The organism is Thermococcus piezophilus, assembly GCF_001647085.1.
Taxonomy (GTDB): domain Archaea; phylum Methanobacteriota_B; class Thermococci; order Thermococcales; family Thermococcaceae; genus Thermococcus; species Thermococcus piezophilus.
In genome coordinates this window covers 389,501-403,775 of the sequence record NZ_CP015520.1, presented here as the reverse complement: position 1 = coordinate 403,775, position 14,275 = coordinate 389,501, and the positions used below count along the sequence as shown (strand labels likewise).

Here is a 14,275-nt window from a genome sequence, read left to right as displayed (position 1 = left end):
AAAAGCTATGTTTTGGAAATAATGGACAACTAGCAAGGATAAAAGTGAGCGATGAAGACCTCTAGGGTATCTGAGAAAAAGATGATGATGGTCAAACCTGAGCTCACTCTTCCATATCCTCGATTTCCTCGAAAATCTCCTCGAACTTCTTGAAGTCCTCGCTCCTGGCGACGAGGGTTATGAAGTCGTCAATCTCCTTCTTCTCAAGGAACGCCCCAGCGAGGAGCTTGCCCGTGTAGCGGTTGTTCTTTATCTCCCAGAACATGTAAAACTCGGGGAAGTTCTCCTTAATCTTCCTGTAGGCGACGCCGTATTTAGAATCCTTTAGTGGGTTCTGCTCGAGATAGAAGTGCCCAGGTTCGAGCTCTATCATGTGCAGAATAGCCCCGCGCTTGGTCTTTACAAGCTTAACCTTAACATCCCACTCCTTTAGAACCTTCATGGGAATCACCGATAGAAGAAGGGCCCAAAAATACTTAAGCTTTCTGAAAGGAAAGAAAGGCTTAGAGGCTCTCAAGGTATTTGGCATAAGCTTCCGCATCCATGAGCTCATTGAGCTCTTCCTCAAGGTTGCTCGGCTTGAGCTTGGCTATCCAGTTCTCGTAGGGGTCTTCGTTGAGAACCTCGGGGCTGTCTTCAAGCTCATCATTGACCTCAATCACTTCGCCGCTGACGGGAGCGTAAACTTCTGAGACAGCCTTAACGCTCTCCAGCTCGCAGAGGACGTCGCCCTGACTTACCTCCGTCCCAATCTCCGGAAGCTCGACGTAGGCCAGGTCACCGAGCTCCTTCTGGGCATAATCGCTTATTCCAACGAGAACCGTTCCATCATCAAGAACCTGGACCACTCGTGGTCCTTCGTGTAGTAAAGGCCCTCCTTGACCTTGTATTCCCCAGCCTCAATCATGAGCACCACCAAATCTCTCTGAAACGGCGGGAGATTTAAACCTTTCCATGGTGAAACCACCTGATGGCCGATAGCTTCCCGGAAAATCTTGGCGTCTGCAAAACCGTTATAACCCTCCGCGCCGTAGTCTACACCATGAGCCGCGTCACCTTCTACCTCAAGGAGAGGCTGGAGAGCCTGCGCCAGAGGATTCTCCACGAGAGGTTTGAGGCGTCGAAGCTTCCTGTCTGGGAGAGGGTAGTCCTAACCTGGGCGGTTCTGTTCGCTTTCTGGATTGTAATCTCATCGAGCCTCAGGCTGGAGAACCTCGCGGTGGGCGCGGCGATGACTCTTATAATGGCCTCCTTTATGCGGGATATGCTAACTGAGGATATACGAAAGACAGGGCACATCCTTGAAAAACTCCTCTATTTCGCTTTCCTTTACCTGCCGCAGTACATCGTGATAATGGCCTTCAGGCTCGTGGAGAGCAACCTCAAAGTCGCCAAGAATGTAATCTTTATGGACATCAATCCGGGCATAGTCAAGATAAAGACCGACCTGCACTCTGACACCGGCGTTACAATACTTGCCAACTCCATAACCTTAACTCCGGGGACGCTAACGCTGGATGTACGCAAGAAGCTCGGTGAGACCTATCTCTACGTCCACTGGATAGACCTCAAAACGCTCAACCGCGAGAAGGCTGGGGAGAAAATAAAGGGGGACATCGAGGAATGGCTCAAGAGGGTCTTCTGGTGAGCGCTTTCTACCTGCTCGTCTTCACGGCGATGCTGATAATCTATCGCGTGGTTAGGGGACCAACCCTTCCGGACAGAATAGTGGGCCTCAACGCCATAACGACCAAGGTGGTGGTGATAATAGCCGTCTTATCCGTGCTCCAGCAGGAGTACTACCTCATAGATCTCGCCATAGTCCTGCTCATGGTGAACGCGGTTGGGGGTTTGATACTGGCAAAATACATGGAGAGGAGGGGCAATGATTGAGGCGGCTCTTCTCATCTTCGGCGGGGCCGTCATGCTCTTCGGGGCGCTCGGGATACTCCGATTTCCAGATGTTTACACACGCCTCCACGCGGCTACCAAGTGCGATACGGGCGGAGCGATGGGCATAATTTTAGCTCTCGTCCTCATGATGGAAGCTCCAGCCCTAGTCAAGCTCAAGTTCCTCGTGCTGGCCTTCCTTATAGCAATGATAAACCCGATGGTCTCGCACGCCATAGCGCGCGGGGCATACAAGTACGGGGTTAAGCCGAAAGTAGTGGTGGACATGTATGCTTGGGACAATCCTTGATGTTGTGTTCATAGCCATGATAATCCTCGCTGTTGCGGTGGTAGAGGAGAATGAGCTGGTTAGTGCTGTCGTTAAGTACTCCCTCCTAAGTTTGCTCTTCATACTGGTCCTCTTCGAGCTCAAAGCCCCAGACGTCGCACTCTCTGCCATAGTGGTCGGCGCGGTAGTTATTGGTATATTCCTGTTCACCATCGAGGAGGTGACGAGGTGAAGAAGGCTGGGGTGGTTATAACTCTCGCCCTTGGCATCGTCCTACTCAGCCTTGACTACTCCCACGAGGTTAGTGGAAGCTACGCCTACTACGTCCAGAACTGGGGCGAGATAGGGGTTCCGAACTTAGTCTCGGCCATACTCGCTGGCTGGAGGGTCTACGACAGCCTCGGCGAGGCGAGCCTGCTGTTCACGGCGGTCGTAGGATTCTACCTGCTCCTCGGGGGGAAGAAGAAGTGAAGATGAGCATCGTGGTTAGAACAACCACAAAGCTCGTGAGTCCATTTCTCGTCACCTATGCAGCATATCTCATGTTCTATGGTTACTTGAGCCCTGGGGGAGGATTCCAAGGAGGCGTCATCCTGGCGGTTGCTGTGATATTGCTCATTACCTCTCATGGCTACAAACAGGTTCGCAAAAAGTTCAAGTTCAACTGGGCGAGCCTGATAGAGAGCTCCGCCGGGGCCTTTCTCGTGCTCCTTGGTTTGGTAGGTCTTGCCTTCGGAGCCTTCTACGCGAACTTCCTGCCCTCCGAGGGCGGCATAATAGTCCCCTTCAACATCGCTGTTGGCCTGGAGGTTGGGGCGGCCTTCACATTCGTCTTTTACATACTGCTGAGGTGGGTGGAAAGTGATTAGCCCGGAGCAAACTGGGGTAATCATAATGCTAGTTGGAATCTACGGCCTGATGACAAAGAGAAACCCGGTGAAGTTAGTCCTCTCCGTGAACGTCGCGTCGCTCGGCTTAGTTCTCTTCTTCGTCGGCCTAGCTTATTCTCCGGGGAAAGACGTCCCCATAATGCCCACTGAGCCTGTTGACCCCCTCCCAGCGACGCTGATGCTGACTACCCTCGTCGTTGATGTGGCGATAACCTCCCTCGCCCTCGCGATGATAATGCGCATGAGGAGGGAAAACCAGTGGTTTCCCTGATGGTCGCCCTTCCATTGCTCTTTGCCTTCCTGATCATCCTGATGGACACCTTGGGCGTAAGAAAACTCCTAATAAAGGTTGTCTTCCTCCTTGGCGCCCTGCTTCCCGCTGGTGTGCTCCTCCGAGGCATCCCGGCGAGTGAAGTCGTCGGCGGGTGGAACAGGGTGAGCGGGATAGAGGTCGGAATAAACGAGGTGAACCTGCCATTCATCGTCGGAGAACTCATCCTTTTCGGCTTTACTGTTCCATACGCACTTTCCTACTTCGACTTCAGGAAGAAGACCCCAAAGGCCCTGGCGCTTCTACTCCTGCTTCACGCCGGACTGCTCGGCGCTTTCATAGCGAAGGACCTCTTCAACTTTTACATCTATATGGAGATAGCTTCGGTATCTGCCTTCGCGCTCATAACATTCTCCGACGACCCCAACTCCAGAAGAGCGGCCTTTAAGTATCTCATCCTTTCCCTGCTGGCATCTTACCTTTTTATCTTTGCCATAGGTGTGATCTACATGGAGACAGGCTACCTGAACCTCGCCCTCATCTCAGCTAATGCTCTCCCGTCGAGGGAACTGAACGCGGCGGTGGGAATAGTCATTGCTTCCCTCCTGCTGAAGGCGGGCATATTCCCCCTCCACTCCTGGCTGCCGGACGCCCACTCGAGCGCGCCAACGCCGGTGAGTGCTATTCTGTCTGGAGCGGTCATTAAGGCTCCTGCCTACGGTCTTATACTGGTCTTCTCTGCCCTTCCCATTGGCCGGACGTTGAGGATTGCCGCGATGGGCGTTGCCGTCGCTTCTATCTTCTTTGGCATAGGCATGGCACTCATCCAGAGGGACGCAAAGAGGCTGCTCGCATACTCAAGCGTTGGACAAATGGGCTACGTTCTGCTTGGGATAGCGAGCCTCAACTTCGTTGGTGCCGCTTACTACGCCCTCGCCCACTCACTCTTCAAGGGCGGCCTTTTCCTGAGCGTCGGGGGACTGGCGAGGAGGACGAGGGAGCTTGGAAAGTTCGGCTATCGGACTGCTCCAATCATGGCGCTCTCAACGATAATGCTCAGCCTTGCCATCGGCGGAATTTCACCGTTCGTGGGTTCCTACGCCAAGGGTCTTATTTCCTCCGAGCTTAGCGGGACTTGGAAGTACGCGGTTTATCTCGGGGGCATTGGCACTCTCCTTTCGTTCACGAAGCTCAACTACTCTCTCTCCAGGGCCAGTTCGGAAGACGTCAAAACCGTCTGGAAAGTCGTTTCCATGTCGCTTGCCCTCGTTACCCTTGGCATGGGTCTCTACCTCGGCTCCTGGATTGACCTTATGGATGCCCTCTATCTGGCATCTGCTCTGGCACTGTTCGTCCTTCTCAAGTCCCTCGGCGTTTTTAAAAATGGGATTAACGTTCGCCCCAAGGAAGTTGGGGAGGAGATAAACGTCCTCGTTGCCCTCTTTGTCTTGGCCGTCCTGGCGGTAGTCCTACTGCAGGGGGCGTAGGGTCACTTCCTTTACTTCCCTAAGAGCTTCTAACTCTCTTCTCATCTCCTCAATGGTGCCTATCATTTCGCTCACATCTATTACTGCCACTATTCCTCCAAGTTCTATGCCCTCCAGCTCCTCTGTCTCACTGAAGAGTATGTTCGCCCTGTGCTTTCCAAAAAGGCCACTTATCTTGGCTAGAACACCGGGCTTGTCTTCAACAATCAGCTCGACCTCCACGAGCTTCTTTCCGGGCAGGGCTATTCTCTCCATGTGAACCTCATTAAGGTCTGTGTCTATCTCGAGGAGAAAGTAAGCCCCCTCCACGAGGCCGAGCTCATAGGCGTAGTCTGGGGGTATTTCAACTTTTCCTTTCTCCCTTACCCTGACTATCTCGTAGTGCCTCATAGTCTAAGCTCTCCTTCCACCGATAAAAACCTTGCCCAGCAGAAAGATTATTAACTTGCTCGCTGTAGGATTTCAACATGCAAATCATAGGCTACGTTTTCATAATCATAGCCTTTGCAAGACTCTTAGCAGAATGCTTTGAGAGACTGGGCTACCCTAGCTTTTTGGGTGAGATAACCGCGGGCATGATACTGAGTGCAGTTTTAATCGACATGCCAAGGGGAGAGATGGTTCTTTTAGCTGAGCTCGGCCTGTTCTTCCTCATGATTTCCGCTGGCCTCGAAGTTACGCCTGAGGAGCTCCACTACGCAGGTAAAAAGACACTGCCCCTGTATGCAATCACCTACGCCGCGATGTTCCTCGTCACGCTGCCCTTCACGGGCTGGGCGGTCAGCTCGGACAACATCATAGTTGCGGCAATACTATCGACGGCGTCTGCTCCGATAGTGCTTAGGCTGAAAAGGTTCTTCGGCGACGACTTCCTCCATGTTGCCCTCTCCTACGCGGTCATAAGCGAGGTCATGAGCCTCTTCATAGTCTACATGATGGTGAGGATACACGAGACCCCTGGCGATTACACGCCGATAATCACGAGCATCCTCAAGGATGCCATCTTCATAGGGGGCATCATGTACCTCAACTACATCATAGGCATACAGCACAAGGTCTGGATTACGATGACATTGAGGAGGCTCAAGAGCGACGAGGCCGTTTTTGGCCTCTTCATGGTGTTTTCGACTTCCCTGGCTTTCGTCAGCGAAGAGATAGGCATGCACTTCAGCATAGGTGGCTTCCTTGCTGGCCTAATGATGCACAGCGACCTCGTGGGAACTAAGCAGTACGACAGGCTCATCACCATAGTCAGCGGTGTCACCTACGGCATCTTTGCCCCGATATTCTTCGCATGGAGGGGACTGAACTTCGAGACGGAGCTTTCCCTTACCGTGCTGGAGTTCTTCCTCGTGGTTTACTTTATTAGGCTTCTCCTCTCAGCGGCTGTGGTTAGGCACAGGGATGTCCCAACTTCTCTGGTTAGGGGAGCAGGAATAGCGAGCTTTGGAGTTTTAGGCCTGCTCGTCGGTGAGATAGGCTACGTCTCGGGCGTCCTCAGCGAACACATGTACGCCATGGCCTCACTCGCCTGCATCTTAGGAATAGTTGCCTCAGCTACGCTGGGCCGGGCTGTGAATCACTACTGGATAAGGCTTGCGGAAACGGCCTATTGAACCATTCAATCTTTTTTTGATGGGGCTTTTAACTGAAAAAAGGCTCTTCGACGTTCTTTCCAATGTAGCGAAACGTTTTTAAGTGCCCCACAAATTAGCGAGTAAGCGAACCCTTGCTTTAACGTATAACCGTTTACCCTGTGAGAAAAAAGGAGGAAGTTGAAATGAGTTGGACAACTCCTAAGAGGGCTTTCATAGGAGCCGCCGCGGCAGAGGGCGGTACCAAGCTTAATGCATTTGACAACGCGCTCCTTAAGCTTGGTATAGCAACGTCAACCTCGTCAAGCTCAGCAGCGTCATACCAGCGCACATAGAATGGATAGAGGAGCTCCATGATGTCCCAGTAGGAATGCTCCTCCCGACGGTTTATGCACACATCGAGAGCGACGAGCCAGGAATGACCATCAGCGCTGCTCTCGGCATCGGAATAAGTGAGGGCAACGGTGGAGGACTCATCTACGAGTACAGCGGCTACTGCACCAAGGAAGAAGCGGAAGAAATGGTCAGAAAGATGGTCGAAGAGGGTTTCAGAGTCAGAGGCTGGAAACTGAGGGAGTTTAAGGTTGCCTCCGCTTCGATAACTGTCAGGGACAAGCCCGCTGCGGCCATAGCGGCTGTGGTTATGTTCCCCTACTGAGGGTTTAGTTTTTAAGCCCTTTCTCTTCTTCAGCTTTTAGGGGTGGGAATTTATGGGATTCAACGAGAGGGAGAACGCTTTCATTGAATGGTACCCCCGCGGCTACGGGGTGGGTTTCAAGGTTAAGGAGCGCTTGTTTGAGACTCAGACAAAGTATCAAAGACTCGAACTTTACGAGACCGAAGGCTTTGGCAAGCTCCTCGTCCTCGATGGGACTGTTCAGCTGGTCGAGATCGGTGAAGAGAGCTACCACGAGCCCCTCGTTCACCCCGTCATGCTCGCTCACCCGAACCCGAGAAGGGTGCTCATCATAGGTGGTGGCGACGGAGGAACGCTGAGAGAAGTGCTGAGGCACAAGACTGTGGAAAAAGCCATCATGGTCGAGATAGACGAGATGGTCATAGAGGTCTCCAAGATCTACATGAACGTCGCGAGGGGCGCCTTCGAGGACCCGAGGGCAGAAGTTATAGTCGGCGACGGCGTTGAGTACCTCAAAAACACGGATGAGAAGTTTGACGTCATCATTGTTGACTCAACGGATCCCGTTGGACCGGCAAAGATGCTCTTCAGCGAGGGATTCTTCAGGAGCGCCTACGAGACGCTCAACGATAACGGTCTGTACATCACCCAGTCGGGCAGCGTCTACCTCTTCACCAACGAGCTGCTCGACGCATACCAAAGCATGAAGAACGTCTTCGACGAGGTACACTACTTCAGCTTCCCGGTGATAGGCTACGCCTCGCCCTGGAGCTTCCTCGTTGGAGTCAAAGGTGATATTGACTTCGGAAAGGTAGATTTGGAGAGGGCCAAAGGGCTTGGCCTCTACTACTACGACCCAGAGAGGCACGAGACCCTTTTCCAGATGCCCAGGTACGTGAGGGAGCTCCTCGAGAGGAGGGCCTAACTCTCTCCCTTAAACTTTGGAATTTTTGGAGGTGATTCACGCATGTTTCGAGTGATACTTAAGAACACCCGAGTACTCGACGGTAGGGCCTTCTTTGGGATAGGCCTCCTTGGTGTGGCCATGAGCTTTCCAGATTGCCCCGATGTTTATGATGCCCTCATATTGGTGGTTTCGCTCGTCCTCTATGTTGCCTATGCCTTCGCGATAAACAACTGTTTCGACGCCGATACGGATTCCCTCAATCCAGCAAAGAGGCACAAGAACCCTGTGGCTAGCGGAGAGCTGAGCTTCCGCGCCGGGGTGATTTCGTCCCTCTCGATAATCCTTCCGGGAATCCTGCTCTCATACTCCCTTGGATTGGGTGAGTTCGCGATATATTTGGCTATGGTTGCCCTTGCAACGGTTTACTCAGCCCCGCCGAGGCTCAAGGCCCGTCCGATAATCGACGTGCTCTCCCACGGAATATTTTTTGGGGTGCTGCCCTTCCTTTACGGGGCTTACTTCGATGGTATCCTCACGCGGGGGGAGATAACCATAGCCGTCGCGGTGCTCCTTTACTCCTTTGCCTTAGAGCTGAGAAACCACCTTGGGGATTACGAGAGCGACCTCAGGGCAGGCTTGAAAACCACGCCAATAGTCCTCGGTAGGGAAGCCTCAGAGACCCTCGTGGTAGTCTTCTCGGGTCTCTCACTAGTGCTTCTGCTCGCTTCCTTCAACTTCGCTCTGGGGGCGCTTGGAGTGGCTGTCTATAGCATCAGGGGCAACTACCGGCTGATGGACGCTGGAATCGTCGCACTGCTCATTACCCACTTGCTCGGAGCGGTGGTGTGAATGAGGATCGCCCTCGTCAGTGACTGGTACTACCCTAAGGTCGGCGGCGTCGCCAGCCACATGCACCACCTTGCAATCCACCTCAGAGAGCGCGGTCATGAAGTGGCCATTGTTACCAACGACCTTGAGACCGGGAAGGAGGAGGAACTCGAAAGCCTCGGCATCGAGCTCGTGAAGGTTCCGGGGAGGATAAGCCCTATACTTGGGATTAACATGAGCTACTCCCTTGCATCAAGCGAAGAGCTGGGCGAATTTTTGGAGGATTACGATGTCGTGCACTCCCACCACGCCTTTACGCCTCTTGCGCTCAAGGCTGTTAAAGCCGGCAGAACCCTGGGGAAGGCGACCCTGCTGACGACCCACAGCATATCCTTCTCCCACGAATCGAGGCTCTGGGAAGCTCTCGGACTGACTATCCCTCTCTTCAGCAGGTATCTTCGCTATCCCCATGAGATAATAGCCGTCAGCAAGGCTGCGGAGGCGTTCATCAACCACTTCACGGACGTTCCTGTGAGGGTCATCCCGAATGGAGTAGATGATGAGATCTTCAAACCCTTGAGTAAGACGGAAAGGGAGCGCCTCAAGTCCGAACTCGGCATTGAAGGAAAGGTCGTCCTGTACGTCAGCAGGATGAGCTACCGCAAGGGCCCACAGGTTCTCCTCAACGCGTTCTCCGGAATTGAGGATGCCACCCTTGTCATGGTGGGCTCGGGAGAGATGCTCCCCTTCCTTAAGGCGCAGGCTAAGTTCCTGAAGGTGGAGGACAAGGTGCGCTTTCTCGGCTACGTGGAGAGCTCTCTCCTTCCGAAGCTCTTTGGCATGGCGGATGTCTTCGTCCTTCCATCCATTACGGCGGAAGCTTTCGGTATAGTGATTCTCGAGGCGATGGCATCAGGCATTCCCGTTGTCGCGACGGACGTTGGGGGAATCCCCGAGATAATTAAGGAGAGTGGAAGTGGACTCCTCGTTCCACCAGGCAACGAGCTTTCGCTTAGACGGGCAATTCAAAAGCTCCTTAACGACGAAGAACTGCGCAAGTGGTTTGGAACCAACGGAAGGAAAGCCGTGGAGACCCGTTACTCGTGGAAAAGAGTCACCGTAGCGATAGAAAAGGCTTATGAGGATGCACTCCTTATGGGATAAGGGGATAATTATGAGGATGGAAGAACTCACCTGGCCTGATTTTGAGGAAGCCAAGAAGTCAATAGACACGGTTCTTATTCCCGTTGGGAGTGTGGAAGCCCACGGCAGGCATTTGCCGCTTGGTACCGACGTTTTTGCCCCCCTGGAGCTCTGCAGGCGCGTGGAGAAGAGAGTGAGAAAAGCGGGGAAGGACGTTCTAATAGCGCCGCCGATATGGTACGGCCATACATTCGTCCTGAACGTTTATCCCGGGACCATCGACGTTAGAGCCGATGCCTTCAAAGTCTACGTTAGGGAAGTCATCTCGGAGTTCGTCGAGGAGGGCTTCAAGAGGGTAGTCCTTATGAACGGCCATGGGGGCAACGTTTATCCGCTCGTTGAGGCCGCCGAGGAAGTTGCGGAGAGCTATCCGAACGCCGAGATATGGCTCATAAACTGGTGGATCGACTTCAGGGAGGACATACTCAGCATATGCTCCAGCCAGGGCCATGCAGGCCAGGACGAAACGTCGGTGATGCTCGCCATAAGGCCGGAACTCGTGAAGATGGACAAAGCAGTCGGCGAGAAAAGGACGAGCAGGGTTAGGGTCATCAGGAAGGACATAGGGAGGGAACTGTTCCCGGGTGGGGTCAACGACGACCCTGGGTCGGCGATGAGGGAGAATGGCGAGGCAATACTAGGTGTAATCAGCGAAAAGATCGCCCGGTTGCTCTTGGGTGAAGTGTGATGGGAAAAGAGAAAGTTCTGGAAGAGATGGACAGGCGTATAAAGAGACTTGAGGCCGAGATAGAGTTCGCCGAGGAAAGGCTCCGCTACCTTGAGGAGATAGGAGCACCCTCAAAGTACAAGGCACTTAAAAGGAGAGACTACTCCGTTTACTACACCATCTTCATTGGTGTCTGGATGCTCGTCGGCCTGCTCGCCTTCATGAGCATCAAGGACCGTCTCCCGGGGGTAATAAACATACCCTTGCTTCCATACCTTTTCATAACCCTCTCGATCATTCTCATCCCCATCCTCTACCTGATGTGGAGCAAAAATCAGGAAGTTAGAACTCCGATGGACGAGTTTGAGGAAAGAGAGCGGCTCGCTCGGACGATAATCGCATCCTTCTATCGTCCACTCATGAAGGCCATTGAGGAGGACGATAAAGAGGCCATGAAGAACCTCGCCGAGGAGCTCCTCCGGAATCCTGTCCTTGCAGGGGCCATTGAAAGAATGAACGAGGGTGACCCTAAGCTCATGGCCTACGCCCTCTACCTGTACGCTTCCTACACCGAGGGCCTTGAGGACGAAGTGAAGGAGACCATAAGCCGGCTCCACAACAAGCCCCTCAGGGCTCTCCTTGAGACCCTCATCGAGACCTAAAGGTTATAACCAATGCCATCTCTCTTTTTATCGGTGAGACAGTTGAGATTTGAGGTTCTGGGCAAGGACGATATGAACGCCCTCTCAAGGGAGCTGAGCAGGGCTGGGATAATGAACCGAACTCTGGAGGAGGTTTCGCCCGAGATAGCGCACTACGTGGTCATAAACGGCACGTACGCCGAGATTATAGAGAAGGCCGAGGATATAGAACCCCTAGAGGAAAGCCTAGGGGAGCTCAAGGCGGCTTTCGACGACCTAATGAGCAACTGGGAGGTAAACCAGGGAAGGACACTTGAGGAGCTCTTTGATGAGTCGGACCTTGGAAAGTTGCTTGTTGTTACGTCCCTCATTGAAGTCGGTGCTGTCATGGAAGAGGACGGAAGGCTCGTTCTCATGGAGAAGCCGAGGCTCGAGGGACTGTCCATTGAGCTGCGCTTTCCGATAGATGAGATCGAAGAGTATCTGGAAGAGCTGGAGGAGCGCTTTGAGACGAGCATGGTGACAGAGTTCACGCTGGAGAGGCACTACTATGTAGAGGTCATGGAGGTTGACAGGGAGCTCGTCGAGGCCGCACTGGAGATAGCCGAGGAGTACGCAACGGAGGAAAGCATTGTCGAGGCCATGTTTGAGGGAATTGCTCGTTCGGTTTTGGCGGATGTTATCCTCGAGCTGGCTGAGAAGTACAAGAAGAAGAACGAGCTCATTGAGGCCCTGCTCGAGAGGGAGCCAATAGTGGTTGAGGGCAAGCGCGAGAGGGTTAACATATACTTCGACGAAGAGGCCATAGAGGACTTCCTGAAGGAGCTCCAAACGCTGGGCTACCTCAAGGTCAAGGGCAACAGGATTTGGATTTGAACTTCCTTTTTCTTCCGGATTTTGATGGGTGTGCATGGCAACGGGAAATAGTGCTCAATGAAGCGAGCGGGATAAAGCTTAAAAATTCATTCTTCTACCTACGGCAGGGGTGGAGGAGATGGCGGTGCTGGAGGCCATCAAGTTCAAGGACAGGGACGGAGAGCTCTACTTCCGCTGCCCAAGGTGCGGAATGGTCTTCCGCAGGAGCAAGGACTACGTGAGGCATATCAACAAGGCTCACGGCCACCTCTTTAAGAAGGCTTGATCCCTCCCACTTTTTCTGAGGGATGAAGAAAAGCTAAGGGTCTGAACCGTGATGAGCGGTTTGGGCTTGCTGACCGTTATTCCCTAATCGCTATTTCTTTTGTCAGCTTGACTATGAATGTCTTGCCCACCTTTTCCCTCGTGACGAGTTGCTTCTTCTCCAGCTCCTGGATTATCCTGCTTATGGTCGGTCTGGAATAGCCCGTCAGTTCGGGCAGCTCCTCCTGTTTTATAACGCCTCCCCTGTCGAGTATTGCCTTGACGACTATGCGCTCCTTCTCCGTGAGCACCTCTATTGGGACCCTGTTGGCGGCCCAGCGCTTCTTGGCGTAGTAGAGCGAAACCGGCACCGCGACGGCTAGAGACAGCAGCACCGCGGCGATTACCATGATCCAGTTGGTTCCTTCCTCTTTGGGTTTGGGTACGGTTATCTCTATGTCCTCTTTGAGCCAATACGTTTGGTAGCCCAATGCCTCTATCTTCGTCTGCACGTCCTTTGACATGCCCGCTCCCATTAGGATGACCAACTCCGGCTTCAGCTTCTTGATAGCATCGGCCGTTGAGTCTGAGAGGGCATCCTCCTGCGTGAGGAGCAGGGGGTAGTTGTAGTTCATTGCCCATCTAGCCGCTGCCAGAGCTGAGCCGTAGTCGCTGGAGCTGGCCACGACGACGGTCTCCGCGCCGTTGGGATAGAAGTGGAGTGCAAGCTTTGCGGCAGTTTCGGTTCTAACGGCCCCGCCTATTCTCTCGACTACGAAGCCTATGTTCAGTAGCTCGTCCTGAACATCGTTGCTTACCGCTTGGGAGTCCCCTATGATAAGCACGTGGTTCCAGCCGGACTGGGCATAGGACTGGAGCTGGGCCAGCGTTCCCGGATCGAGTTCCTTCGGATCAACGGGCAGAATAGGGACACCGAGCATCTTGGCGTACGGCCACGCCACGATGTAATCTATCAAATCATCGTTCCTCACGATTATCAGGTCATATTTTGGAGTCTCCTCCTGAGCGGCGGAGAGGGAAAGTATGAGGGGCGAGACCATAAACAGGATGAGCACAAAGACAAGGGCCCTTTTGACCATTTTATCACCTGAAAAAAGAGTAGGGGGAGCTCCTTAAAAGGTTTTTCAAAGCTCCAGGCTCTCGCCGGGCTTGAGTATTACGACCTCTGCCTTATCTCCGACGAGCCTCTTGAACTCCTCAGGGTCTTTGGCAATCGGTGGCCAGGTGTTGTAGTGCATCGGAACGACCCTCCTCGGCTTGAGGAACTCGACGGCCTTGGCTGCTTCCTTCGGCCCCATCGTGAAGTGGCCGCCTATTGGGAGGAGTGCCAAATCAATCGGCCCGTAGAGCTCTGCGAGCAGCTCCATGTCCCTGAACACGAAGGTGTCGCCGGCGTGGTAGATTTTAACACCATCGAGATCGATGATGTAACCACAGGCGTTTCCAATGCTGTACTTGCCGTCGCTGCTGGAGTGCCAGGCCGGAACCTGAACGATTTTCACGCCCTCAATCTCGGTCGGACCGTAGTTCATGCCTATGGTCGTTATCCCCTTGTTGTTCTCCATGAGATAGGTGGCTATGTCGTACATCGCCACTATCTTAGCGCCGGTTCTTTGGGCTATCAATACGGCATCGCCAATGTGGTCGCCGTGGGCGTGGGTAACTAGGACCAGGTCGGCTTCAAGCTCCTCGGGCTTTACTGCCGCGGCCGGGTTGCCCGTCAGGAAGGGGTCGATGAGAATCCTCTTGCTTCCCACTATCTCGAAAGCTGCATGGCCCAGAAACCTCACCTTCACCATATCATCACCCCTAGCGGATATAATAACCAAA

At 53.4% G+C, this 14,275-nt stretch carries 20 protein-coding genes and 2 pseudogenes; 17 read left to right on the top strand and 5 right to left on the bottom strand.

The window, feature by feature from the left end; genetic code table 11:
- Positions 1 to 103 precede the first annotated feature (103 nt).
- Both A7C91_RS02295 and gcvH read right to left on the bottom strand, forming a co-directional pair.
- Positions 104 to 442 carry a DUF7132 family protein gene (locus tag A7C91_RS02295; RefSeq protein WP_068664554.1) on the bottom strand — a complete coding sequence of 113 codons (339 nt, stop codon included), beginning with the start codon at positions 440 to 442 and terminating at the stop codon, positions 104 to 106.
- A 61-nt stretch (positions 443 to 503) separates the two neighbouring features.
- Positions 504 to 907, bottom strand: a pseudogene (gene gcvH / locus A7C91_RS02290) (glycine cleavage system protein GcvH).
- A gap of 135 nt (positions 908 to 1,042) precedes the next feature.
- Here gcvH and A7C91_RS02285 point away from each other — a divergent pair.
- Genes A7C91_RS02285 through A7C91_RS02250 form a run of 8 tightly spaced genes read left to right on the top strand, consistent with a single transcriptional unit; the run spans position 1,043 to position 4,827 of the window.
- Positions 1,043 to 1,648, top strand: coding sequence for a Na+/H+ antiporter subunit E (locus A7C91_RS02285; RefSeq protein ID WP_068667368.1), 606 nt, complete (start codon positions 1,043 to 1,045; stop codon positions 1,646 to 1,648).
- Positions 1,624 to 1,893: a monovalent cation/H+ antiporter complex subunit F gene (locus A7C91_RS02280; RefSeq protein ID WP_068664552.1), complete on the top strand. Its 270-nt coding sequence runs from the start codon at positions 1,624 to 1,626 to the stop codon at positions 1,891 to 1,893. The genes A7C91_RS02285 and A7C91_RS02280 overlap by 25 nt, the downstream gene beginning before the upstream one ends.
- On the top strand, positions 1,886 to 2,200 hold the full coding sequence (mnhG, locus tag A7C91_RS02275; RefSeq protein ID WP_068664550.1) for a monovalent cation/H(+) antiporter subunit G: 315 nt from the start codon (positions 1,886 to 1,888) through the stop codon (positions 2,198 to 2,200). The genes A7C91_RS02280 and mnhG overlap by 8 nt, the downstream gene beginning before the upstream one ends.
- The gene (locus tag A7C91_RS02270) at positions 2,181 to 2,411 is read left to right on the top strand and encodes a hydrogenase subunit MbhD domain-containing protein (protein WP_068664548.1); all 231 of its coding nucleotides are present in this window, start codon (positions 2,181 to 2,183) and stop codon (positions 2,409 to 2,411) included. The genes mnhG and A7C91_RS02270 overlap by 20 nt, the downstream gene beginning before the upstream one ends.
- A complete protein-coding gene (locus tag A7C91_RS02265; RefSeq protein ID WP_068664546.1) occupies positions 2,408 to 2,650 on the top strand; it encodes a Na(+)/H(+) antiporter subunit B in 243 nt (80 codons plus the stop codon). The genes A7C91_RS02270 and A7C91_RS02265 overlap by 4 nt, the downstream gene beginning before the upstream one ends.
- Positions 2,647 to 3,048, top strand: coding sequence for a Na(+)/H(+) antiporter subunit B (locus A7C91_RS02260; RefSeq protein WP_068664544.1), 402 nt, complete (start codon positions 2,647 to 2,649; stop codon positions 3,046 to 3,048). Before A7C91_RS02265 ends, A7C91_RS02260 begins: the two co-directional genes overlap by 4 nt.
- Positions 3,041 to 3,340, top strand: a complete 300-nt coding sequence (locus tag A7C91_RS02255) for a cation:proton antiporter subunit C (protein WP_068664541.1) — start codon at positions 3,041 to 3,043, stop codon at positions 3,338 to 3,340. Before A7C91_RS02260 ends, A7C91_RS02255 begins: the two co-directional genes overlap by 8 nt.
- Positions 3,340 to 4,827 carry a proton-conducting transporter transmembrane domain-containing protein gene (locus tag A7C91_RS02250; protein ID WP_234394436.1) on the top strand — a complete coding sequence of 496 codons (1,488 nt, stop codon included), beginning with the start codon at positions 3,340 to 3,342 and terminating at the stop codon, positions 4,825 to 4,827. Before A7C91_RS02255 ends, A7C91_RS02250 begins: the two co-directional genes overlap by 1 nt.
- Here the strand turns inward: A7C91_RS02250 and A7C91_RS02245 are convergent.
- Positions 4,810 to 5,217, bottom strand: coding sequence for an ACT domain-containing protein (locus A7C91_RS02245; protein ID WP_068664537.1), 408 nt, complete (start codon positions 5,215 to 5,217; stop codon positions 4,810 to 4,812). The genes A7C91_RS02250 and A7C91_RS02245 overlap by 18 nt on opposite strands.
- A 77-nt stretch (positions 5,218 to 5,294) precedes the next feature.
- Here A7C91_RS02245 and A7C91_RS02240 point away from each other — a divergent pair, with 77 nt between their 5' ends.
- The 9 genes and pseudogenes from A7C91_RS02240 to A7C91_RS02200 all read left to right on the top strand — a co-directional run bounded on the left by A7C91_RS02240 (position 5,295) and on the right by A7C91_RS02200 (position 12,446).
- Positions 5,295 to 6,443, top strand: a complete 1,149-nt coding sequence (locus A7C91_RS02240) for a cation:proton antiporter (protein ID WP_068664535.1) — start codon at positions 5,295 to 5,297, stop codon at positions 6,441 to 6,443.
- Positions 6,444 to 6,607: 164 nt separating this feature from the next.
- Positions 6,608 to 7,080 (top strand): annotated as a pseudogene (locus A7C91_RS02235) (pyruvoyl-dependent arginine decarboxylase).
- 52 nt (positions 7,081 to 7,132) lie between these two features.
- The gene (speE, locus tag A7C91_RS02230) at positions 7,133 to 7,984 is read left to right on the top strand and encodes a polyamine aminopropyltransferase (protein ID WP_068664533.1); all 852 of its coding nucleotides are present in this window, start codon (positions 7,133 to 7,135) and stop codon (positions 7,982 to 7,984) included.
- A gap of 42 nt (positions 7,985 to 8,026) precedes the next feature.
- Positions 8,027 to 8,815 carry a UbiA prenyltransferase family protein gene (locus A7C91_RS02225; RefSeq protein WP_068664531.1) on the top strand — a complete coding sequence of 263 codons (789 nt, stop codon included), beginning with the start codon at positions 8,027 to 8,029 and terminating at the stop codon, positions 8,813 to 8,815.
- The gene (locus A7C91_RS02220) at positions 8,816 to 9,958 is read left to right on the top strand and encodes a glycosyltransferase family 4 protein (protein WP_068664529.1); all 1,143 of its coding nucleotides are present in this window, start codon (positions 8,816 to 8,818) and stop codon (positions 9,956 to 9,958) included. It abuts the gene before it with no gap.
- Between the two features lie 10 nt (positions 9,959 to 9,968).
- Entirely contained in the window at positions 9,969 to 10,685 is a 717-nt protein-coding gene (locus A7C91_RS02215) for a creatininase family protein (protein ID WP_068664527.1), read from the top strand.
- Positions 10,685 to 11,326, top strand: a complete 642-nt coding sequence (locus A7C91_RS02210) for an AAA family ATPase (RefSeq protein WP_068664525.1) — start codon at positions 10,685 to 10,687, stop codon at positions 11,324 to 11,326. Before A7C91_RS02215 ends, A7C91_RS02210 begins: the two co-directional genes overlap by 1 nt.
- Before the next feature lie 42 nt (positions 11,327 to 11,368).
- The gene (locus A7C91_RS02205; RefSeq protein ID WP_068664523.1) at positions 11,369 to 12,181 is read left to right on the top strand and encodes a hypothetical protein; all 813 of its coding nucleotides are present in this window, start codon (positions 11,369 to 11,371) and stop codon (positions 12,179 to 12,181) included.
- 118 nt (positions 12,182 to 12,299) lie between these two features.
- Positions 12,300 to 12,446, top strand: a complete 147-nt coding sequence (locus A7C91_RS02200) for a C2H2-type zinc finger protein (protein ID WP_068664521.1) — start codon at positions 12,300 to 12,302, stop codon at positions 12,444 to 12,446.
- A 76-nt stretch (positions 12,447 to 12,522) separates the two neighbouring features.
- Here A7C91_RS02200 and A7C91_RS02195 read toward each other — a convergent pair whose 3' ends face one another.
- On the bottom strand, positions 12,523 to 13,524 hold the full coding sequence (locus tag A7C91_RS02195) for a cell wall-binding repeat-containing protein (RefSeq protein WP_068664519.1): 1,002 nt from the start codon (positions 13,522 to 13,524) through the stop codon (positions 12,523 to 12,525).
- 45 nt (positions 13,525 to 13,569) lie between these two features.
- Positions 13,570 to 14,244: a metal-dependent hydrolase gene (locus tag A7C91_RS02190; protein ID WP_068664517.1), complete on the bottom strand. Its 675-nt coding sequence runs from the start codon at positions 14,242 to 14,244 to the stop codon at positions 13,570 to 13,572.
- Positions 14,245 to 14,275 lie beyond the last annotated feature (31 nt).